The 19,936-nt window shown below is 65.7% G+C and carries 21 protein-coding genes; 6 read left to right on the top strand and 15 right to left on the bottom strand.

Features of this window, described 5'->3' with window-relative positions:
• Window positions 1-9: 9 nt before the first annotated feature.
• Entirely contained in the window at window positions 10-1,605 is a 1,596-nt protein-coding gene (locus tag AC3QLZ_RS11270) for a cyclic-di-GMP receptor FimW-related protein (protein WP_014235973.1), read from the top strand.
• 269 nt (window positions 1,606-1,874) lie between these two features.
• A complete protein-coding gene (locus tag AC3QLZ_RS11265) occupies window positions 1,875-3,488 on the top strand; it encodes a cyclic-di-GMP receptor FimW-related protein (protein ID WP_014235972.1) in 1,614 nt (537 codons plus the stop codon).
• Between the two features lie 16 nt (window positions 3,489-3,504).
• Here AC3QLZ_RS11265 and phoR read toward each other — a convergent pair whose 3' ends face one another.
• Window positions 3,505-4,806, bottom strand: coding sequence for a phosphate regulon sensor histidine kinase PhoR (gene phoR / locus AC3QLZ_RS11260; RefSeq protein WP_014235971.1), 1,302 nt, complete (start codon window positions 4,804-4,806; stop codon window positions 3,505-3,507).
• A 40-nt stretch (window positions 4,807-4,846) separates the two neighbouring features.
• Window positions 4,847-5,539 (bottom strand): phosphate regulon transcriptional regulator PhoB, encoded by a 693-nt coding sequence (gene phoB, locus AC3QLZ_RS11255; protein WP_014235970.1) that lies wholly within the window; start codon window positions 5,537-5,539, stop codon window positions 4,847-4,849.
• 154 nt (window positions 5,540-5,693) lie between these two features.
• Between phoB and AC3QLZ_RS11250 the strand changes: the two genes are divergently transcribed.
• Genes AC3QLZ_RS11250 through AC3QLZ_RS11235 form a run of 4 tightly spaced genes read left to right on the top strand, consistent with a single transcriptional unit; the run spans window position 5,694 to window position 8,420 of the window.
• Window positions 5,694-6,119 (top strand): gamma-butyrobetaine hydroxylase family protein, encoded by a 426-nt coding sequence (locus AC3QLZ_RS11250; RefSeq protein ID WP_014235969.1) that lies wholly within the window; start codon window positions 5,694-5,696, stop codon window positions 6,117-6,119.
• Window positions 6,120-6,159: 40 nt separating this feature from the next.
• Complete coding sequence (ubiE, locus tag AC3QLZ_RS11245) at window positions 6,160-6,894, top strand: bifunctional demethylmenaquinone methyltransferase/2-methoxy-6-polyprenyl-1,4-benzoquinol methylase UbiE (RefSeq protein WP_014235968.1); 735 nt, start codon at window positions 6,160-6,162, stop codon at window positions 6,892-6,894.
• Between the two features lie 33 nt (window positions 6,895-6,927).
• Entirely contained in the window at window positions 6,928-7,839 is a 912-nt protein-coding gene (locus AC3QLZ_RS11240; RefSeq protein ID WP_014235967.1) for a Tim44 domain-containing protein, read from the top strand.
• Between the two features lie 5 nt (window positions 7,840-7,844).
• Window positions 7,845-8,420 (top strand): ubiquinone biosynthesis accessory factor UbiJ, encoded by a 576-nt coding sequence (locus AC3QLZ_RS11235; protein ID WP_014235966.1) that lies wholly within the window; start codon window positions 7,845-7,847, stop codon window positions 8,418-8,420.
• Window positions 8,421-8,503: 83 nt separating this feature from the next.
• On the opposite strand, the gene AC3QLZ_RS11230 is transcribed toward AC3QLZ_RS11235, so the two are convergent.
• From AC3QLZ_RS11230 to mnmG, 13 genes are all read right to left on the bottom strand, one after another.
• Window positions 8,504-8,926: a F0F1 ATP synthase subunit epsilon gene (locus AC3QLZ_RS11230; protein ID WP_014235965.1), complete on the bottom strand. Its 423-nt coding sequence runs from the start codon at window positions 8,924-8,926 to the stop codon at window positions 8,504-8,506.
• 57 nt (window positions 8,927-8,983) lie between these two features.
• Entirely contained in the window at window positions 8,984-10,387 is a 1,404-nt protein-coding gene (gene atpD / locus AC3QLZ_RS11225) for a F0F1 ATP synthase subunit beta (RefSeq protein WP_014235964.1), read from the bottom strand.
• Between the two features lie 28 nt (window positions 10,388-10,415).
• Window positions 10,416-11,279 (bottom strand): F0F1 ATP synthase subunit gamma, encoded by an 864-nt coding sequence (gene atpG, locus AC3QLZ_RS11220; protein ID WP_014235963.1) that lies wholly within the window; start codon window positions 11,277-11,279, stop codon window positions 10,416-10,418.
• A gap of 18 nt (window positions 11,280-11,297) precedes the next feature.
• Window positions 11,298-12,836, bottom strand: a complete 1,539-nt coding sequence (gene atpA, locus AC3QLZ_RS11215) for a F0F1 ATP synthase subunit alpha (RefSeq protein WP_014235962.1) — start codon at window positions 12,834-12,836, stop codon at window positions 11,298-11,300.
• A gap of 9 nt (window positions 12,837-12,845) precedes the next feature.
• Complete coding sequence (locus AC3QLZ_RS11210) at window positions 12,846-13,385, bottom strand: F0F1 ATP synthase subunit delta (protein WP_014235961.1); 540 nt, start codon at window positions 13,383-13,385, stop codon at window positions 12,846-12,848.
• Window positions 13,386-13,390: 5 nt separating this feature from the next.
• Window positions 13,391-13,861, bottom strand: coding sequence for a F0F1 ATP synthase subunit B (locus AC3QLZ_RS11205; protein ID WP_014235960.1), 471 nt, complete (start codon window positions 13,859-13,861; stop codon window positions 13,391-13,393).
• Window positions 13,862-13,899: 38 nt separating this feature from the next.
• Window positions 13,900-14,148 (bottom strand): F0F1 ATP synthase subunit C, encoded by a 249-nt coding sequence (gene atpE / locus AC3QLZ_RS11200; RefSeq protein ID WP_014235959.1) that lies wholly within the window; start codon window positions 14,146-14,148, stop codon window positions 13,900-13,902.
• A 63-nt stretch (window positions 14,149-14,211) separates the two neighbouring features.
• Entirely contained in the window at window positions 14,212-15,087 is an 876-nt protein-coding gene (atpB, locus tag AC3QLZ_RS11195) for a F0F1 ATP synthase subunit A (protein ID WP_014235958.1), read from the bottom strand.
• Between the two features lies 1 nt (window position 15,088).
• The gene (locus tag AC3QLZ_RS11190; RefSeq protein ID WP_043797713.1) at window positions 15,089-15,430 is read right to left on the bottom strand and encodes an ATP synthase subunit I; all 342 of its coding nucleotides are present in this window, start codon (window positions 15,428-15,430) and stop codon (window positions 15,089-15,091) included.
• 280 nt (window positions 15,431-15,710) lie between these two features.
• Window positions 15,711-16,544 (bottom strand): ParB/RepB/Spo0J family partition protein, encoded by an 834-nt coding sequence (locus AC3QLZ_RS11185; protein ID WP_014235956.1) that lies wholly within the window; start codon window positions 16,542-16,544, stop codon window positions 15,711-15,713.
• Complete coding sequence (locus tag AC3QLZ_RS11180; RefSeq protein WP_014235955.1) at window positions 16,541-17,323, bottom strand: ParA family protein; 783 nt, start codon at window positions 17,321-17,323, stop codon at window positions 16,541-16,543. The genes AC3QLZ_RS11185 and AC3QLZ_RS11180 overlap by 4 nt, the downstream gene beginning before the upstream one ends.
• Before the next feature lie 4 nt (window positions 17,324-17,327).
• Window positions 17,328-17,969, bottom strand: coding sequence for a 16S rRNA (guanine(527)-N(7))-methyltransferase RsmG (gene rsmG, locus AC3QLZ_RS11175; protein WP_014235954.1), 642 nt, complete (start codon window positions 17,967-17,969; stop codon window positions 17,328-17,330).
• Complete coding sequence (gene mnmG, locus AC3QLZ_RS11170) at window positions 17,966-19,840, bottom strand: tRNA uridine-5-carboxymethylaminomethyl(34) synthesis enzyme MnmG (protein ID WP_014235953.1); 1,875 nt, start codon at window positions 19,838-19,840, stop codon at window positions 17,966-17,968. Before mnmG ends, rsmG begins: the two co-directional genes overlap by 4 nt.
• Between the last annotated feature and the right edge of the window lie 96 nt (window positions 19,841-19,936).

The following is a 19,936-nucleotide window of genomic DNA, read 5'->3' as shown; positions in this document are numbered from 1 at the left end:
AGGTGCGTCATGATGAAACCCGCTACCCTCACCGCCGCCCAGCCCCTGGAATTGCGCAGCGGTGCCGATGCTGCCGCCTTCCTCGGCCGCCTGCCCATGGCCGATCCGGTGCGCACCCATGAAGCCCTGACCCGCTTCTTCACCACCCTGGCCCGGCATCCCCTGCCGCCCCTGGAGCAGGCTCCCGTCCTGGCCCAGGCGGAAAAGGCCCTGGCCTTCGTCCAGGACGAAGCCACCCGCCGCTACCTGTCCCGCCCCCTGCCCTACGCGGGCCAGGAACTGGCCCTGTTCCAGCGCACCGTGCAGCTGTGGCAGGACGCCGCCGACGCCTGGCTGGCCGCCGAGCCCCCGGCCGGCAGCGACGCCGACACGGCGGCGGTCCTGGAACGGGCCCTGTTCTGCCGCGGCATGGCCCTGGCCGAACACCTGGAGGCCCGCTTCCAGATTCCCGACGGCCTCTGGCAGTCCTTCCACGCCATCTACGCCGAGAGCGAACGGCGCCAGGTGGCCGACCTGGTGTTCCAGGACCCCAAGGGGCGCAGCCTCAGTTGCGCCCGCAGCTACGCGGCGGTGCTGCTGTTCGACCTCTCCAAGCCCTATTCCCTGCGTTCCCGCGACATTCCGGTGGTGTGGCGCTGGTCCCGGGCCCTGGCCCAGCTGGTGCAGATCGCCAGCATCGACGCCGGCGAGCCGGCCCCCTTCGTCATCGACCTGGAAAGCGACCGGCCGGTGGCCAAGCCCCTGCCCTCCGCCATCCTCGGCCCCCAGGTGCGCCGACTCGTCACCGCCGACCTGGCCAGCCACATGCGCAAGCTGCGGCGGCGCCTGGCCGAGGCGGTGTCGCCGGCGGACCTGCAGCTGGGCGACGAGGTAAGCCCCGGCGACGCCCAGCGCCTGCTGGCCCACCTCAAGTACCCCTGGTCCCAGGAAGCCATCGCCCGGGCCTTCGACCTGCGCCAGCCCATCGGCACGGCGGAGGTGGTGCTCGGCTACGAGGCCATCCACTACCGCCTCACCGGCCGCGAGATGCACCGACCCAAGGCGGCGGCCGCCGCCTACCAGTATTCCCGCCAGGACGCGGAGCGGCTGGCCGTGTTCGGCACCGCCCGGGACGACGCCAGCAGCGTCAGGGAAGAAGCCAGCCAGCGCTACAGCGGCGAAACCTGGACCCTGCTGGAGCAAAGCGCCCACGCCTTCCGCCTGTACCGCCCCGAAGGCGGCGCCCGGGTCGCAGTGGGCCAGCTGGCGGCCATTGCCGGGGAGGACGGGCAGCTGGTGCTGACCCGCCTCAGCAGCCTGATGCAGACCGGCAGCGGCGGCGTCGTGGCCAAGGCCAAGCGCCTGCCGGGCCTGGCCCTGGGGGTGGCGGTGACGGCCCTGGGCGCCAACCTGCCGCTCCAGGCCAGCGTCGGCGGCTTCATCATCCAGCCCGTCGGTGCCGATCCGGGCGCCCTGCCCGACCTGGTGCTGCCCCGGGGCTGGTACCTGAAGAACCGCCCGGTGGAGCTGGAACAGGGCCAGTCCCGCCGCTACCGTCTGGACAAGGTGGTCTTCAGCGGCCACGACTTCGACCTGGTGAGCTGCGGCAGCAACGAGGCGGCGTGACTTAGTTCCTTGGGCGGCGCCCCGCCGGGGCCCAAGAATCAAGCCATTCCCGGGCAGTTGCCGGACCCGGGACCATCGCCAGGAAGAGCGCCGCCATGCCAGCCCCCACCAGTGCATCACGCACCGCCCCCGCATGTCCCCGCCGGTCCACGCTGCGACCTCCGGGTCCCGTCCCCTCCTGCCACAACGCCGCCGGCAGCGCCCGCTCCCCGGGTCTCACGAGCCCCCCAGCCGGCATCGTCGGCCGGTCCGGGCGGGAGGGCTAGGTCATGGGCAACCCAAACGCTGCCGGCGTCGCCCTGGCCTTCCCCGATCTGCCAAGCGGGGCGGCCTTCCTGGCGCGGCTGCCCCTGGCAGACCCGCCCCTCCTGCATGACGGCCTGGTCCGCTTCCAGCACAGCCTGCTGACTGCCCCGCCGGCGCCCCTGGCCGCCCTGCAGCTCCTGGAGCAGGCCCGCACGCCCCTCGCCTTCGCCCAGGAGGAGCTGGCCAGACGCTACCTCAACCGCCCCCTGCCCCTGGCGGACCAGGAAGAAACGACCTTCGTCGCGGTCACGGCCGCCTGGCGACGCATGGCCCAGGCCTACGCCCGGGTCGCCCAGGGGCTGGAGCCAGGCCAGGACACGCCGGAGCGGCTGGCCCTGATCCTGCACCGCTGCCTGCACTACACCGCCCTGGTCATGGTCGAGCACTACCGGGCCCGGCGCGAACTGGACGCAGGCCTGTGGCTCGAGCTCCATGGCTATTTCGGCAGCGCCGAGGAATGGGGCGTGGCCACCCTGCCAGTAGCCGATCCCGAGATGCCGGAACACGGCCAGGGCCATTGCGCCGCCATCTACAACGCCGCCCTGCTGCTGGAACTGGCCGGCCCCTACAGCCTTTCCCAGCGCCAGCTGGAACTGGCCTGGCGCTGGGCCCGGCTATGGGCGCCCCTGGTGGGGATCGACGCCCTGGCAGCGGGCGATGGCGCGCCCCGCTTCGTCGTTGATCTGCTTCGGGACGGCGGCCTCCAGCCCCATGACGCGACGGCGGACGCACCGACCCTGCGCCGCCTCGACACTTCGCGCCTGACCCTGCGCCTGCGCCAGGCCCACCAGGGCCTCAAGGCCCGGCTCTCACCGGTGGACGCCGGCCTGGGCGAAGGCTGCAGCGCCAGCCAGTGCGTCCACCTGCTCGCCCTGCTTTTTCGCCCATGGTCCCAGACCCCCGCCCTGCGCCGCTTCCGGCGCCACCCGGGCAAGGGCCGGCTGCGTCTTTGCGTCGGCTGGGAAGCCCTGCACTACTTTGTCGCCGGCCGGGAGTTCGTGCAGCCCGACAATGTGCGGGTCTATTCCCGCCAGGAGTTCGACAGCCTCTTCATCTTCCGCCACCAGGTGGACCCGAGCCAGCCCCTGGCGGTCGCCTCGGCCCGCCTGGCTTTCGCTGCCGATACCTGGAGCGTGGCCAACGAGTCGGCCGCCGGCTACCGCCTGCGCCGGGACGGCGCCGGCCAGCGGCTACAGCAGGGGCAGTTGGTGGGGGTGGCCGGTGAGGCGGCGGAGCAGTTCATGCTCGGCCAGGCCAATTGGGTCATGCAGGAGCGGGACGGCGCCGAGGCCGGCGGACTGGTGGCCGGCATCAGCCTGGTGGCGGGCCGGCCCCAGGCAGTGGCGGTGCGCCACCATGGCGCCGACCATTCGCCCTCGGAGCCCTATGTGCGGGCCTTTCTGCTGCCGCCGGTCCCAAGCCTGGAACAAGGGGCTTCCCTGATCCTGCCCCTGGGCTGGTACGGAGCCCGGCGCCAGGTGGAAATCCACAGTGACGGCACCTGGCTGGTGCAGCTGGAAGAGCTGCTGCAAGGCGGCGCCGATTTCGAGCGGGTCAGCTTCAGCGTCTGCGGCTAGGGCGATTGCCGGCGCCTCAGTCGGGAATGCGCAGGGCCGGGAAGCAGGCGGAGAAGCGGCTGCCCTTGCCGGCCTCGCTCTCCACTTCGAGACGGCCCTGGTGCCGTGTCAGCACGTGCTTGACGATGGCCAGACCGAGGCCGGTGCCGCCGGTCTCCCGGGAGCGGCTGCGGTCCACCCGGTAGAAGCGCTCGGTGAGCCGGGGAATGTGCTGGGGCGCGATGCCGATGCCGCTGTCGGCCACGGTGAAGGCGGCGCCGTCGGCGGTGCGCTGCCAGATCAGTTCCACCCGGCCGCCATCCGGCGTGTAGCGCACGGCGTTGGACGCCAGGTTGCCGAAGGCGCTGCGCAGTTCGTTGGCACAGCCCAGCAGCACCGGAGGGCCGTCGCACACCAGGCTGATCTGGTGCCGCCCGGCGGAGAGAGCCTGGGCTTCCTGCTGAATGGAGGCCAGCAGGGCCGGCACTTCCACCCGTTCGTCCAGGGGGGTCAGGCTGCCGGTCTCCAGGGCGGAGAGGGTCAGCAGGTCGTCGATCAGGTGCTGCATGCGTCCCGACTGCTCCTGCACCAGGCGCAGGTAGTGCAGGGCGTCTTCCCGGGGATAGGCGTCGAAATCATCCACCAGCATCTCGACGAAGCCGCTGACCACGGTCAGGGGCGTCTTCAGTTCGTGGGAGACGTTGGCGACGAAATCCCGGCGCATGTTTTCCAGGCGCTCCAGCTGGCTGATGTCCCGGCTGATGAGCAGGTTCTGGTCGTCGCCATAGGGGATCACCTGGATCTGCAAGGTCTGGCCCTTGTGCAGGTCGTTCTGCAGCAGCAGGGGCTCGTCGAACTGGCCGGCGCTGAGGTAGCTCACCATCTCCGGCTGGCGGATCAGGTTGGTGACCGGCTGGCCCCGGTCGGTGGCCGGGTTGAGATTGAAGTGGGCGGCGGCCTGGGCATTGAGGCCGTCGATCTGGCGGTGCCGGTTGAAGACCACCACCCCGTCGGGCAGGGCCTCGCCGGCCAGGCGGAAGCGCTCCAGGGCCCGGGCCAGGGAGTGCTGCTGCTCCAGGCGGATGCGCACCCGGCGGTGCAGGCCGGCGAAGGCCACTTCCCAGATGCCCCAGCCGGCGGGCACCCGGGCGTCCAGGGGCCCGCGCAGCCAGCGCATGAGCTTGGAAAGGAACCACAGGTGGTACAGCAGGTAGAGCAGCAGGCCGCCGCAGAAGGTTTCCCAGGCCTGCTGGCGGCCGACGAAGATCCAGACGGGACCGGTGACGGCACAAAGCAGGAAGAGGAAGAAGAAGGCGCGCAGCCAGACGGCTTTGACCATGAGGACAGACCGATCAGGAAGAAGTGGTCAGGGCGGCAGTTTAACCGGCCTGGGTGGAGAAACGGTATCCGCTGCCGCGCACGGTCTGGATCAGGCGTTCGTGGCCGGTGGGCTCCAGGGCGGAGCGCAGGCGGCGGATGTGCACATCCACGGTGCGCTCCTCGACGAACACATGATCGCCCCACACCTGGTCCAGCAGCTGGGCCCGGCTGTGGACCCGCTCCGGGTGGGTCATGAAGAAGTGCAGCAGGCGGAACTCCGTCGGCCCCAGGTCCACCGGGCTGCCGTTGCCCAGCACCCGGTGGGTGATGGGATCCAGGCGCAGGCCTTCGATATCCACCGGGTCCTCGGTCATCTGGGGCGCCCGCCGGCGCAGCACTGCCTTGATGCGGGCCTGCAGCTCCCGGGGGGAGAAGGGTTTGGTGACGTAGTCGTCGGCCCCGGCTTCGAGGCCGGCGATCTTGTCGTGCTCCTCGCCCCGGGCGGTGAGCATGATGATGGGCACGTCCTTGGTCCGCTCGTCGGCCCGCAGCTTGCGGGCGAACTGCACACCGGACATGCCGGGCAGCATCCAATCCAGCAGGACCACGTCGGGCAGCACCTCGCGCACCTTGCGCTCCGCCTCTTCGGCATCGTAGGCCCGCAGCACCTGGTGCCCGGCATGCTGCAGATTGGCGGCGATCAGTTCCTGGATCGAGGGTTCGTCTTCGACGACAAGGATGTTGGCTGGCATTGGGTTGGTTGTCCGTTAAGCTTTGCAGAAAAGTCTATTGCAGCCAGGTGACAAATTGATGACAGCCGGAACGGATCGTCCGGCACGGGCCCGACGTCCCGGCCAGGCCCCATCTGCGCTATGATAGCGCGTCTTTTTTGCAGGATTTGCGGCCATGGCCGGGCTCAATCGGGAAACTCCCATTCCCACCGAAATCAAGCTGCACCAGAAATCCCAACTGCTGGAAATCAGCTTCGCCGACGGACAGCGCTTTGAACTCGCCTACGAGTTCCTGCGAGTGCTCTCCCCCTCCGCCGAGGTGCGGGGCCACGGCCCCGGCCAGGAACGGCTGCAGGCCGGCAAGCAGGCGGTGGAGATCGAGCGCGTGGAGCCGGTCGGCAACTACGCCATCAAGCTGGTCTTTTCCGACGGCCACGACAGCGGCCTCTACTCCTGGGACTACCTCTACGAACTGGGCCTCAACCGGGACGCCCTGTGGCAGGAGTACCTGGCAAAGCTCGCCGCCGCCGGCCTCTCCCGGGACCCGGCCGACCTGCCCCCGCCGCCGCCCCGCCCCCAGGGCGGTTGCGGCAAGCACTGACCTTTCCCCATTTCAACGCTTAGCTAAACGGATTCCCATCATGGGCGACAAAACTCATTTCGGCTATCAACAGGTCGACGAGGCCGAAAAGGCCCAGAAGGTGGCCGACGTCTTCTCTTCCGTGGCCCAGCGCTACGACCTGATGAACGACCTCATGTCCGGCGGCCTGCACCGCCTGTGGAAGGCCTTCACCATCGCCCAGAGCGGCGTGCGCGAAGGCAGCCGGGTGCTGGACGTGGCCGGAGGCACCGGCGACCTGTCCCTGGCCTTTGCCAAGAAGGCCGGCAAGAGCGGCCAGGTGTGGCTCACCGACATCAACAACGCCATGCTGACCCGGGGCCGGGACCGCCTCTGCGACAAGGGCTTCGTCGTCCCCGTGGCCCAGTGCGATGCGGAGAAGCTGCCCTTCCCCGACGACTATTTCGACGTGGTCACGGTGGCCTTCGGCCTGCGCAACATGACCCACAAGGACAAGGCCCTGGCCGAGATGCGCCGGGTCCTGAAGCCGGGCGGCCGCCTGCTGGTGCTGGAGTTCTCCCAGGTGTGGAAGCCCCTGGCGCCCTTCTACGACTTCTACTCCTTCCAGGTCATCCCCCGCCTGGGCCAGCTGATCGTCAAGGACCCGGACAGCTATCGCTACCTGTCCGAATCCATCCGCGTGCATCCGGATCAGGAAACCCTCAAGGGCATCATGGAACAGGTGGGCCTGGAAAAGGTCGAATACTTCAACCTGACCATGGGCGTGGTCGCCCTGCACCGCGGTTACAAGTACTAAGCGTACCCATACCAACAACGAGGAGAGACATCAGTGAAGAAGCCCTTGATCGCCCTGTGCACCCTGGTTCTGGGCCTGGCCCTGGTCGCCCCCGATGCCGATGCCGCCCGCCTCGGCGGCGGCCGCAGCAGCGGCATGCAGCGCAGCGTCACGCCCCAGCACAACACCGCCCCCAGCGGCACCACGGCCCCCAAGCAGAACGCCGCTCCGGCCCAGCAGGCCCAGCCTGCCACCGCCGGTGCGCCGGCACCCCAGGCTGCGCCCAAGCGCAGCTGGCTCGGTCCCATCGCCGGCCTGGCCGCCGGCATCGGCCTGGCCGCCCTGGCTTCCCACTTCGGCTTCGGCGAAGGCATGGCCAACTTCCTCATGATCGCCCTGCTGGCCATGGCTGCCGTGTTCGTTTTCCGCCTCATTTTCCGCCGCCCGGCTGCAGCGGCGCCGCGCTCCGAACCCCTGCAGTATGCCGGGGTCGGCGGTCCCTCCATGGCTCCCCTGCCGGAAGTGACGCCCGTGGGTGGCGGCAACGCTGCCGTCCCGGCCGCTGAGGCTGCGCCGGCCGCCGCAGTCAACATTCCTGCCGATTTCGACAGCGAAGGTTTCCTGCGGGTGGCCAAGCTCAACTTCGTCCGCCTCCAGGCCGCCAACGACCAGGGCAACCTGGACGACATGCGGGAGTTCCTGGCCCCCGAGATGTTCGCCGAAGTGCAGCTGCAACTGAGCGAGCGGGGCGGCAAGGCCCAGCAGACCGATGTGGTGCAGCTCAACGCCAGCCTGCTGGAGGTGGTCAGCGAGACCGGCCGCCACATCGCCAGTGTCCGTTTCAACGGCCTGCTGCGGGAAGAGAAGGACGCGGCACCGGCGCCCTTCGACGAAGTCTGGCACCTGGTCAAGCCCACCGACGGCAGCCGGGGCTGGATGGTCGCCGGCATTCAGCAACTGTCCTGAACCCCATGCTGGACCGTCCCTTCCTCGCCGGGCTCAATCACCTGCTGGGCCGGGAGCCGTGGGCGCGCCAGCGCCTGCGGCCCTTCGCCGGCCGCGGCGCCAGGATTTCCCTGCCGCCCTGGTTCAGCCTGGACCTGACCGTGGCCGAGGACGGCACCCTGCATGGCGGCCCCCTGGCCGCTCCCGACGTCCTCATCAGCCTGCCGGAACACGCCCCACTTCGCTTCTTCGGCCACCCCCAGGAAGCCTTGGCAGCTGCCCGTCTGGAAGGCACGGCCGATTTCGCCGAAGCCCTGGGCTTTGTCTTCCGCAACCTGCGCTGGGATGCGGAAGAAGACCTGGCGCGCCTGCTGGGCGACATTCCGGCCCGGCGCCTGGCGGGCCTGGGTGCCAGCCTCTTCAATTGGCAAAAGGAGGCCTGGAGCCGCCTCAACGCCAACTTTGCCGAATATTTCAGACACGAGCAGGGCGCCGGCGGCCCCATCCGGCGCCGCGAATGGCAGGGCCATCAGCAGGCCGTTTCCGCCGCTGCAACGGAGGCCGATGCCCTGGCCGCCCGCCTGGAGCGTCTGCAGGGCTGACTCAATCCAGCCAGAACTTCCCAAACACACAAAAGAAAAGGCAGCCCGGAGGCTGCCTTTTTTGTGCTGCGACGATCAGCTGCTTAGTGCTTGCGCTTCTTCAGCTGCTCGATGGTTGCCAGCTGGGCCACGGCTTCAGCCAGTTCGGCTTCGGCCTTGGCGTAGTCCATTTCGGCAGAGCGGTTCTGCAGGGCTTCTTCCGCTGCCTTCTTGGCTTCCAGCGCCTTCGCCTCGTCCAGGTCGCCACCGCGGATAGCGGTATCGGCCAGCACGGTCACGATGGTGGGCTGAACTTCCAGCATGCCGCCGGAGACGTAGATCATCTCGAACTCGGCATCCGGCACCTTGATACGCACGGTACCGGGCTTGATACGGGTCAGCAGCGGGGTGTGCCGCGGGTAGATGCCGAGTTCGCCGGCTTCGCCCGGGAGCACCACGTATTCAGCTTCGCCGGAGAAGATGGACTCTTCGGCGCTGACCACGTCTACATGTACTCTCAATGCCATGATAGGGGTTCCCCTCAGGATGGCCGCACCCCGGACGGGATGCGGCTTACCGGTTGATTACTGGAGGGTCTTCGCCTTTTCGAAGGCCTCTTCGATGGAGCCGACCATGTAGAAGGCCTGTTCCGGCAGGTTGTCGCACTCGCCGGCCACGATCATCTTGAAGCCCTTGATCGTTTCCTTCAGCGGCACGTACTTGCCGGGAGAGCCGGTGAACACTTCGGCCACGTGGAAGGGCTGGGACAGGAAGCGCTGGATCTTACGAGCGCGGGCCACGGCCAGCTTGTCTTCGGGAGCCAGTTCGTCCATACCCAGAATGGCGATGATGTCGCGCAGTTCCTTGTAGCGCTGCAGGGTCATCTGCACGCCGCGGGCCACGTTGTAGTGCTCTTCGCCCACGATCTGGGGATCCAGCTGGCGGGAGGTGGAGTCCAGGGGATCCACGGCGGGGTAGATACCCAGCGCAGCGATGTCCCGGGACAGCACGACGGTGGAGTCCAGGTGGAGGAAGGTGGTGGCGGGGGACGGGTCGGTCAAGTCATCGGCAGGCACATACACGGCCTGGATGGAGGTGATGGAACCCACCTTGGTGGAGGTGATCCGTTCCTGCAGGCGGCCCATTTCGTCGGCCAGGGTGGGCTGGTAGCCCACGGCGGACGGCATACGGCCCAGCAGAGCGGACACTTCGGTACCGGCCAGGGTGTAGCGGTAGATGTTGTCCACGAAGAACAGGATGTCACGGCCTTCGTCACGGAAACGCTCGGCCATGGTCAGGCCGGTCAGCGCCACGCGCAGACGGTTGCCGGGGGGCTCGTTCATCTGACCGAACACCATGGCCACCTTGTCCAGCACGTTGGAGTCCTTCATCTCGTGGTAGAAGTCGTTACCTTCACGGGTACGCTCACCCACGCCAGCAAACACGGACAGACCGGAGTGCTGTTTGGCGATGTTGTTGATCAGCTCCATCATGTTCACGGTCTTGCCCACGCCGGCGCCACCGAACAGACCCACCTTGCCGCCCTTGGCGAACGGGCAGATCAGGTCGATCACCTTGATGCCGGTTTCGAGCAGTTCCACGGAGGGGGACAGCTCGTCGAAAGCGGGAGCCTTCTGGTGAATGGCGCGCGTTTCGTCGGAAGCGATGGGGCCGGCTTCGTCGATGGGGCGACCCAGCACGTCCATGATGCGACCCAGGGTACCGTGGCCCACGGGCACGGAAATGGGCTTGCCGGTGTTGTTCACTTTCATACCGCGGCGCAGGCCGTCGGAAGAACCCAGGGCGATGGTACGGACAATGCCGTCACCCAGCTGTTGCTGAACTTCGAAGGTCAGACCCTTTTCGATGTTGGCGTGCTCTTCGGCCACATCGAGCATCAGGGCGTCATAGACCTTGGGCATGGCTTCGCGGGGGAACTGGATGTCCACCACAGCGCCGATGCACTGAACGATCATACCTTGACTCATTTTGAATCCCTCAAACTATAGAAACCAGTTAGACCGCCGCTGCGCCGCTGACGATTTCGGACAATTCCTTGGTAATCGCTGCCTGACGGGTCTTGTTGTAGACCAGTTTCAGTTCGCCGATCACATTCTTGGCGTTGTCGGAAGCCGACTTCATGGCCACCATCCGGGCGCTCTGCTCGGAAGCCATGCTTTCAGCCACTGACTGATAGATCAGCGCTTCGACATAGCGGACCAGCAGGTCGTCGATCACGGACTTGGCGTCGGGCTCGTAGACGTAGTCCCAACGGGCGGACTCGGAGCCCACGACCTCACCGGACAGGGGCAGCAGCTGCTCGATAACCGGCTCCTGCTTCATGGTGTTCACGAAGCGGGTGTAGGCGATGAACAACTGGTCGATCTCACCGTTGATGTAGGCATCGAGCTGAACCTTGACGGGCCCGATCAGGCGTTCCAGGTGGGGCGTATCGCCCAGGCCGGTGACCTGGGAAACGACGCTGGCGCCGGAACGCTGCAGGAAGCCCAGACCCTTGTTGCCGATGGCGGTCGCCTGGATGGCGATGCCCTGGCTTTCCAGGTCCTTCATCTGGTTCAGGACGTTGCGCAGCACGTTGGAGTTCAACGCGCCGCACAGGCCCTTGTCGGAGGTCACGACGATGATGCCGGCCTTCTTGATCGGATCACGCTTCACCAGGAACGGATGCTTGTACTCGGTCAGCGCATGAGAGAGGTGGGCGGCCACGCGGCGGATCTTCTCGCCATAAGGACGCGCCTGACGCATACGTTCCTGCGCCTTGCGCATCTTCGACGCGGCCACCATCTCCATGGCCTTGGTGATCTTGCGCGTGTTTTCCACGCTCTTGATCTTGTTGCGGATTTCCTTGCCGCTAGCCATTACGCTCTCCTGGACGGATTAAACCCAAGCGGCCTTGAATTCCTTGATCGCTTCGACGAGTTGCTTTTCGCCGTCAGCATCCAGGTCCTTGGACGTTTCCATCTTGGTCACCAGATCGGCGTACTTTTGACGAACGTAGCCGTGCAGGCCCTTCTCGAATTCGAGAACGCGCTTCACGTCGATGTCATCAGCGTAGCCCTTGGTGATGGCGTACAGAGTCACGGCCTGGTCGGCAATGCTCAGCGGGGTGTATTGGCCCTGCTTCAGCACTTCCACGGTACGGCGGCCACGCTCCAGCTGCTTGCGGGTAGCTTCGTCCAGATCGGAAGCAAACTGGGCGAAAGCGGCCAGTTCGCGATACTGGGCCAGGTCGGTACGGATACCGCCGGACAGCTTCTTGATCAGCTTGGTCTGGGCAGCACCACCGACGCGGGACACGGAGATACCGGCGTTGATAGCGGGACGGACACCGGCGTTGAACAGGTCGGTTTCCAGGAAGATCTGACCGTCGGTAATGGAGATCACGTTGGTCGGCACGAAGGCGGACACGTCACCAGCCTGGGTTTCGATCACGGGGAGAGCGGTCAGAGAACCGGTCTTGCCCTTGACTTCGCCGTTGGTCAGCTTTTCCACCCATTCTTCGGAAACACGGGCTGCGCGTTCCAGCAGACGGGAGTGCAGGTAGAACACGTCACCGGGGTAAGCTTCACGGCCGGGAGGACGACGCAGCAGCAGGGAGATCTGGCGATAGGCCCAGGCTTGCTTGGTCAGATCGTCATAAATGATCAGGGCGTCTTCACCGCGGTCGCGGAAGTATTCGCCCATGGTGCAGCCGGCGTAGGGAGCGATGAACTGCAGCGCAGCGGAGTCAGAAGCGGAAGCGGCCACCACGATGGTGTATTCCATGGCACCGTGTTCTTCCAGCTTGCGTACCACGTTGGCGATGGTGGAAGCCTTCTGGCCCACCGCCACGTAGATACACTTCATGTTCTGACCCTTCTGGGCGATGATCGCATCAACGGCCACAGCGGTCTTACCGGTCTGACGGTCACCGATGATCAGTTCGCGCTGGCCGCGGCCGACGGGAACCATGGAATCGATAGCCTTGATACCGGACTGCACGGGCTGGGACACGGACTTCCGCCAGATCACGCCGGGGGCGACCTTCTCGATCTTGTCGGTCAGCTTGTTGCCCAGGGGGCCCTTGCCGTCGATAGGCTGGCCCAGGGCGTTAACCACGCGGCCGATCAGTTCGGGACCAACGGGCACTTCCAGAATGCGACCGGTGCACTTGACGGTGTCACCTTCGGAAATGTGCTCGTATTCACCCAGCACCACGGCGCCCACGGAGTCACGCTCCAGGTTCAGGGCCATACCGAAGGTGTTGCCGGGGAATTCCAGCATTTCGCCTTGCATTACATCCTGCAGGCCGTGAACGCGGCAGATGCCGTCGGTCACCGAGACAACGGTACCCTGCGTGCGGGTCTCGGCGCCCACCTGCAGGTTTTGAATCTTGCTCTTGATCAGTTCGCTGATCTCGGACGGATTCAACTGCATGAATTTCTCCTAGTTCTTGAGCGCCGTAGCCATCGCTTCGAGCTTGCCGCGTACGGAAGCGTCGAGGACCTGGTCACCCACCGCCACTTTGATACCACCGATCAGCGCTGCATCCACCACCACGCGGGGCTGGAGCTTGGAGCTGAAATGGGTTTCAAGTTGGCCCAACAGATTTTTCACTTGCGCGTCATCGAGGGGGAAGGCGCTGTAAACAACGGCTTCCTTGATGCCCTCTTCGGCACTCTTGAGCTGCTCGTAGATTTCCTGGACTTGCGGCAGCAGGGAGAGGCGCTCGTTTGCCGCGAGAACCCGGATAAAACCGGTCACGTCGGCATTCTTGGCAGCCTCGCCGCTGAGCGAGACGAAAAGCTGGGTCAGCTGATCGGCCGAAAGCTTCGGGTTGCCAATGCACTGGACCATTTCGGGGTCCTGTGCAATGACAGCCAGCAGCTTCAGGGTGTCCGACCACTGAGCCAGGGCCTTTCCGTCGCGCGCCAGGCGGAAAACTGCTTCCGCGTAGGGACGAGCGATGGTGACGGATTCAGCCATAAGCGTTACAGATCCTGTTTGATCGTGCTCAGGATGTCAGCGTGGGCCTTGGCGTCGATTTCGCGGCGCAGGATCTTCTCTGCACCGACAACGGCCAGCTCAGCCACGCGCTCACGCAAACCTTCCTTGGCACGCACCACTTCCTGTTCGATCTCGGCCTTGGCAGCGGCGACGATACGGTCAGCTTCAACCTTCGCCTGGGACTTGGCTTCGTCGATGATCTGGGCGGCGCGCTTGTCAGCGCCGGCGATCAGTTCGGAGGCCTTTTCCTTGCCTTCGCGCAGGGCTTCCGCCGAGCGCTTGGTCGCGAGCTCGAGGTCGTGCTTGCCACGATCGGCGGCAGCAAGACCGTCAGAGATTTTTTTCGCTCGCTCGTCGAGCGCCTTCACGATGGGCGGCCACACGAATTTCATCGTGAACCACGCCAAAATGAAGAACACAACGAGCTGGGCGACCAGAGTTGCGTTCAGATTCACGGCTCTAACCCTTTAAAAAAAGTTGTTCGAGGCGCGAATTACTTGAGAACGAACGGGTTGGCGAAGGCGAACATCATGGCGATACCAACGCCAATCAGGAAGGCGGCGTCGATCAGACCAGCCAGCAGGAACATCTTGGTTTGCAGTTCGTTCATCAGTTCGGGCTGGCGAGCGGAGGCTTCCAGGTACTTGGAGCCCATGATGCCGATACCGATACAGGCGCCAATAGCACCCAGACCGATGATCAGACCGGCGGCCAGTGCGACGAAACCGAGGATGTGTTCCATGTTTGCTCCTTGCAAAAGTAGAGGTAGTAAGTTGAAAAGGTAAAACGGGAAACCGTTACGAGATTAGTGGCTCTCGTGGGCCTGACCGATGTACACCAGGGTCAGCATCATGAAGATGAAGGCCTGCAGGGCAACGATCAGGATATGGAAGATGGCCCACACGGAACCGGCGATGACGCCGCCGACCCAGAGGAACGCACCGGTGGCGGTACCGGCCCAGGCAGCACCCATCAGGGCGATCAGCATGAACACCAGTTCGCCGGCGTACATGTTGCCGAACAACCGCATGCCGTGGGACACGGTCTTGGCCAGGAACTCGATCATCTGCATGGCGAAGTTGATCGGGTAGAGCAGGGGATGGCTGCCGAAGGGAGCAGTGAAGAGCTCGTGCACCCAGCCACCCAGACCCTTGATCTTGATGTTGTACCAGATGCAGACCAGCAGCACGCCGATGGACATGCCCAGGGTGCCGTTCAGGTCGGCGGTGGGAACCACGCGCAGGAAGGCGTGGTGGTCGCCGGAAGCGGCTTGCCAGAGGCTGGGCAGCAGATCGACGGGCAGGAAGTCCATGGAGTTCATCAGGAAGATCCAGATGAACACGGTCAGAGCCAGGGGAGCCACGAACTTGCGGGACTCTTCGCTATGCACGATGCCCTTGGCCTGGTTGTTCACCATTTCCAGGACGATTTCCACGGCGGCCTGCATGCGACCGGGAACGCCGGAGGTAACGCTCTTGGCGACACGCCACATGACGAACAGACCGAGGATCCCCATAAGGATGGAGAAAACCACGGTGTCGACGTTGATGACGGAGAAGTCAATAACGGCGGACTGGGCGTGACCGGTGGAATTGAAGTGGGTCAGGTGGTGGACGATGTACTCGCCAGCGGTGGGGGCGTTGGCGGCGTGTTCCGCGACTGCCTCGTGAGCGTTTTCCATTTCAGGATTTCTTCCAAAAAGCCAAAAAACTCGCCTGCAGCGTCACTACCAGGCCGAGCAGCATGGAGGGCCAATGCATCTCGGGATAAACCTTGGCAGCAACAGCCAGAATTCCGATGGTGGCGGCAACCTTGACGAATTCGCCGAGGAAGAAGCCCGCTACGCCGGGACCACCCGGGCGCCGCGCCGCTACAGCCAGGCGCAGGGCGAACAGGGCGTTGGGGAGCAGGCAAGCGCCACCACCCACCGCCGCAGAGGCCGCACCGTGCCCTCCGACGAACATGCCAAGCAGGCCAGCCGTGATTACTACCGCCCAGATTTGGAAAATGATTGCCCGGAACATGATTGATTTTCCGCGGTTTTTCCAAACTGGAGGGAGCGGTTCAAAACCCGAACCAACGTCGCCAGCCGCCGCACACAAAGATAAATAATATAAGAGTTATCCCTTATTTAGTCAATGGAAACGCCGGAACAAAATAAGGGGTTTGCCAGTCTCAGGGCGCCATCCGCGTCGTTGGGATGACATGGCCATGGCAGGACAAATGGTTTCAGGCCTTGTCAGCCCTGACTCCTACGGGTTTACCGCAGTCCTCGTCCGCCACAGTCGCCGTTTGCAGCCGGACTCAGCGGAAACGGGCCAGCAGTTCGTCGAGCTGGTCCAGGCTGGAGAATTCGATGGCCATCTTGCCGGCGCCCTTCCTGTTGGCCGCCACCGTCACCTTGGCTCCCAGCAGGTCCGACAGTTCTTCCTCCAGCCGCAGCAGATCCCGGTCCTTGGCCTTCTCGACCTTTTTCGGCGGATTCAGCAGGGCCTGCACCAGGCGCTCCGTTTCCCGCACGGAAAGGCCCTTGTGGGCCACCCGGTTGCCCACCTGTATCTGCTCCGCCCCTTCCAGGGAGAGCAGGGCCCGGGCGTGGCCCATGTCCAGCTTGCCTTCCAGCAGCAGTTCCTGGACCGGCGCCGCCAGCTGCAGCAGACGCAGCAGGTTGGAAGCGGCGGGACGGGAGCGGCCAACCGCATCGGCGGCCTGCTGGTGGGTCATCTCGAACTCGTCCACCAGGCGCTGCAGGCCCATGGCTTCTTCCAGGGGATTGAGGTTTTCCCGCTGGATGTTCTCGATGAGGGACATGGCGGCCGCGGCTTCATCGGGGATTTCCCGCACCAGGGTCGGCACTTCGGTCATGCCCGCCATGCGGCAGGCACGCCAGCGGCGTTCGCCGGCGATGATTTCGTAGCCGCCGTTGATCGGCCGCACCAGGATGGGCTGCATGATGCCCTGGGCCTGGATGGAGGCCGCCAGCTCCTTGAGGGAACCTTCGTCCATGCGGGTCCGCGGCTGGTACTTGCCCGGCTTCAGGGCATCGATGGGCAGCGTCCGCTGCTGGTCCTTCTTGGCGTCAGCGGCGTCGCCGGCCAGCAGGGCGTCCAGGCCCCGGCCCAGTCCCTTCATCTTCATGCCGCCACCTCTTGCTGCCGCGGAGCGCCACCGATGCGCTCCAGCATCTCCTCGGCCAGGGCCAGGTAGGACAGGGCGCCCTTGGAGGTCTTGTCGAAGGCGATCACCGGCTTGCCGTAGGACGGGGCCTCGGCCAGACGCACGTTGCGCGGGATGACGGTGCGGTACACCTTGCCGGAGAAGTGGCTCTCCAGTTCGGCGGAAACCTGTTGATTGAGGGTGGACTGGGAGTTGTACATGGTGCGCAGCAGGCCTTCGATTTCCAGGGCGGGATTGAGATTGGCCCGCACCTTGCGCAGGGTGGTGACCAGATCGGTGAGGCCTTCCAGGGCGTAGTACTCGCACTGCATGGGGATCATCACCGCCTGGGCCGCCGCCAGGGCATTCACCGTCAGCAGGTTGAGGGCGGGCGGGCAGTCGATCAGGACGAAGTCGTAGGCCTGGCCGTCCAGGGCCTCCTTGAGGCGGCGCTCCCGCTGGCCCACGTCGATCAGTTCCACTTCGGCCCCGGCCAGTTCCCGGTTGGCGGGAATGACGTCGAAGCCGAATTCGGTCTTGATGGTGGCCTGCTCCAGGGTCGCCGCCCCCAGCAGGATCTGATAGACGGAAGGCAGGGCTTCCTTCTTGAAGATGCCGCAGCCGGTAGTGGCATTGCCCTGGGGGTCCAGGTCAATGAGCAGGACGCGCTGCCCCAAGGTCGCTAGGCAGGCGGCCAGGTTGACGCTGGTGGTGGTCTTGCCGACCCCCCCCTTCTGGTTGGTAATGGCCAGGATCTTCACGCCTTCATTCCTCTCTCAGAACCACCAGATGGCGCGCCCCCTCGACTCCGGGCACGGCCAGCGGGTGTACCGCCTCGACGACAATCCCCGCCGGCAGGCGGGAGAGCTCTTCCTGGGGATAGATCCCCTTCATCGCCAGCCAGCGCCCACCGGGCGCCAGCAGGTGACGGGTGAGACTGACGAAATCGGCCACCTCGGCAAAGGCCCGGGAGGTGATGGCCGCAAACTTCTGTTCCGGTTGCCAGGCCTCCACCCGCAGGCACTGGGCGGAGAGCCCCGGCAGGGGCAGTTCCATGGCGGCCTGCTTCAAGAAGGCCACCTTCTTGGAATTGCTGTCCAGCAGGGTCACCGCCAGGCTTGGCCGGGCGATGGCCAGGGGAATGCCGGGCTGGCCGCCGCCGCTGCCCACGTCCAGCACATTGGCGGGCGCCAGGGCGTCCACAAAGGGCAGGATGGCCAGGGAATCCAGCAGGTGGTGGCTCACCGCCTTGTCCTGGTCGCGCAGGGCGGTCAGGGCATAGACCTTGTTCCACTTGGCGAGCAGGGCCAGGTAGGCGAGCAGTTTACCCTGTGCGGCGCCGTCCAGGGGTATTCCGAGGGCATCCAGGCCCTGGGCCAGTTGCTGGGCCTGACTGAAGCCGCTCATCGGGCGCTCCGCTTCAAGTGGATCAGCAGCAGGGAGATGGCCGCCGGGGTGATGCCCTGCAGCCGGGAAGCCTGGCCGATGGTCTCGGGCCGCTGCCGCGCCAGGCGCTGGCGCACCTCGTTGGAGAGGCCGTGCACCTGGGCGTAATCCAGGTCGGCGGGAATCGCCAGGTTCTCGTAGTCGGCGGCCTTGGCCACCTCTTCCCGCTGGCGGTCGATGTAGCCCTGGTACTTGGCCTGGATTTCCAGCTGCTCCACCGCCTGGGCATCGGCCAGGGACTCGCCGGCCCCTGGCAGGGTCAGCAGGTCGGCGTAGCTCACATCCGGCCGGCGCAGCAGCTCGAAGAGGTTGTATTCGTGGTCGATGGCCTTGCCCAGCACGCGCACCGCATCGGCTTCCGGCAGGGTCTGGGGGCGCACCCAGGTGGCCTTGAGGCGTTCGGCTTCGGCGGCGATGGCGTCCCGCTTGCGGCAGAAGGCATCCCAGCGCGCATCGTCCACCAGGCCCAGTTCCCGGCCCTTTTCGGTGAGGCGCAGGTCGGCGTTGTCTTCCCGCAGCTGCAGGCGGTATTCGGCCCGGCTGGTGAACATGCGGTAGGGTTCGGAGACGCCCCGGGTGATCAGGTCGTCCACCAGCACGCCCAGGTAGGCCTCGTCCCGGCGCGGGCACCAGGCTTCCTTCTCCTGCACCTGCAGGGCGGCGTTGACGCCCGCCAGCAGGCCCTGGGCTGCCGCCTCCTCGTAGCCGGTGGTGCCGTTGATCTGGCCGGCGAAGAAAAGGCCGTTGATGGCCTTGCTCTCCAGGGAGGACTTCAGCCCCCGGGGATCGTAGTAGTCGTACTCGATGGCGTAGCCGGGGCGCAGGATGTGGCAGTTCTCCATGCCGCGGATGGAACGCACGATCTGCAGCTGCACGTCGAAGGGCAGGCTGGTGGAAATGCCGTTGGGGTAGATCTCGTGGGTATCCAGACCCTCCGGCTCAAGGAAGACGTGGTGGCTGTCCTTGTCGGCAAAGCGGTGGATCTTGTCCTCGATGGAAGGACAGTAGCGGGGACCGACGCCCTCGATCACCCCGGTGTACATGGGGGAGCGGTCCAGGTTGGCGCGGATGATGTCGTGGGTGCGGCTGTTGGTGTCGGTGATCCAGCAGGGCAGCTGCTTCGGGTGCTGGGCCGCGTTGCCGAGGAAGGAGAACACCGGCAGGGGATCATCCGAGTACTGGGGCTCCATCACCGAGAAGTCGATGCTCTTGCCGTCCAGGCGCGGAGGCGTGCCGGTCTTCAGGCGCCCCTGGGGCAGGGCCAGTTCCTTCAGGCGGGCCGCCAGGGAGACGCTGGGAGGGTCGCCCATGCGGCCCCCGGTGTAGTTCTGCAGGCCGACGTGGATCAGGCCGTTCAAGAAGGTGCCGGCGGTCAGCACCACCGCCCGGGCTTCGAAGCGCACCCCCAGCTGGGTCACGGCCCCCACTACCCGGTCGCCTTCGACGATCAGGTCGTCGCAGGCCTGGGCGAAGAGGGTCAGGTTGGGCTGGTTTTCCAGGCGGGTGCGGATGGCCTGCTTGTACAGCACCCGGTCGGCCTGGGCGCGGGTGGCGCGCACCGCCGGGCCCTTGGAGGCGTTGAGGATGCGGAACTGGATGCCGCCCTCGTCGGTGGCCGCCGCCATGGCGCCGCCCAGGGCATCCACCTCCTTCACCAGGTGGCCCTTGCCGATGCCGCCGATGGAGGGATTGCAGCTCATGGCCCCCAGGGTTTCCAGGTTGTGGGTCAGGAGCAGGGTGCGCGCTCCGGCCCGGGCCGCCGCCAGGGCAGCCTCGGTGCCGGCGTGACCGCCGCCGACGACAATGACATCGAACCGGGTGGGAAACAGCATGGGGACTCGTTTACGCAAAAGGCCCGCAGGCAAATCCCACGGGCACTCGGGTAGGGCAAAGGGGCTCGAATGATACGCCAGTTCCATGAAACTTAA

The organism is Azospira sp. MPR-LB4, from assembly GCF_058809525.1.
The sequence above is the reverse complement of the archived record's forward strand: the minus strand, read 5'-3'. Positions and strand labels throughout refer to the sequence as shown.

Excerpts from the sequence above, each read along its gene's own strand:
- atpE (WP_014235959.1), bottom strand. The coding sequence starts at position 14,148 with ATGGAACACATCCTCGGTTTCGTCGCACTGGCCGCCGGTCTGATCATC.
- AC3QLZ_RS11230 (WP_014235965.1), bottom strand. The coding sequence starts at position 8,926 with ATGGCATTGAGAGTACATGTAGACGTGGTCAGCGCCGAAGAGTCCATC.
- phoB (WP_014235970.1), bottom strand. The coding sequence starts at position 5,539 with ATGCCAGCCAACATCCTTGTCGTCGAAGACGAACCCTCGATCCAGGAA.
- AC3QLZ_RS11250 (WP_014235969.1), top strand. The coding sequence starts at position 5,694 with ATGGCCGGGCTCAATCGGGAAACTCCCATTCCCACCGAAATCAAGCTG.
- rsmG (WP_014235954.1), bottom strand. The coding sequence starts at position 17,969 with ATGAGCGGCTTCAGTCAGGCCCAGCAACTGGCCCAGGGCCTGGATGCC.
- phoR (WP_014235971.1), bottom strand. The coding sequence starts at position 4,806 with ATGGTCAAAGCCGTCTGGCTGCGCGCCTTCTTCTTCCTCTTCCTGCTT.
- AC3QLZ_RS11235 (WP_014235966.1), top strand. The coding sequence starts at position 7,845 with ATGCTGGACCGTCCCTTCCTCGCCGGGCTCAATCACCTGCTGGGCCGG.
- ubiE (WP_014235968.1), top strand. The coding sequence starts at position 6,160 with ATGGGCGACAAAACTCATTTCGGCTATCAACAGGTCGACGAGGCCGAA.
- atpD (WP_014235964.1), bottom strand. The coding sequence starts at position 10,387 with ATGAGTCAAGGTATGATCGTTCAGTGCATCGGCGCTGTGGTGGACATC.
- AC3QLZ_RS11210 (WP_014235961.1), bottom strand. The coding sequence starts at position 13,385 with ATGGCTGAATCCGTCACCATCGCTCGTCCCTACGCGGAAGCAGTTTTC.
- AC3QLZ_RS11185 (WP_014235956.1), bottom strand. The coding sequence starts at position 16,544 with ATGAAGATGAAGGGACTGGGCCGGGGCCTGGACGCCCTGCTGGCCGGC.
- atpB (WP_014235958.1), bottom strand. The coding sequence starts at position 15,087 with ATGGAAAACGCTCACGAGGCAGTCGCGGAACACGCCGCCAACGCCCCC.
- atpA (WP_014235962.1), bottom strand. The coding sequence starts at position 12,836 with ATGCAGTTGAATCCGTCCGAGATCAGCGAACTGATCAAGAGCAAGATT.
- atpG (WP_014235963.1), bottom strand. The coding sequence starts at position 11,279 with ATGGCTAGCGGCAAGGAAATCCGCAACAAGATCAAGAGCGTGGAAAAC.
- AC3QLZ_RS11265 (WP_014235972.1), top strand. The coding sequence starts at position 1,875 with ATGGGCAACCCAAACGCTGCCGGCGTCGCCCTGGCCTTCCCCGATCTG.
- AC3QLZ_RS11190 (WP_043797713.1), bottom strand. The coding sequence starts at position 15,430 with ATGTTCCGGGCAATCATTTTCCAAATCTGGGCGGTAGTAATCACGGCT.
- AC3QLZ_RS11270 (WP_014235973.1), top strand. The coding sequence starts at position 10 with ATGATGAAACCCGCTACCCTCACCGCCGCCCAGCCCCTGGAATTGCGC.
- mnmG (WP_014235953.1), bottom strand. The coding sequence starts at position 19,840 with ATGCTGTTTCCCACCCGGTTCGATGTCATTGTCGTCGGCGGCGGTCAC.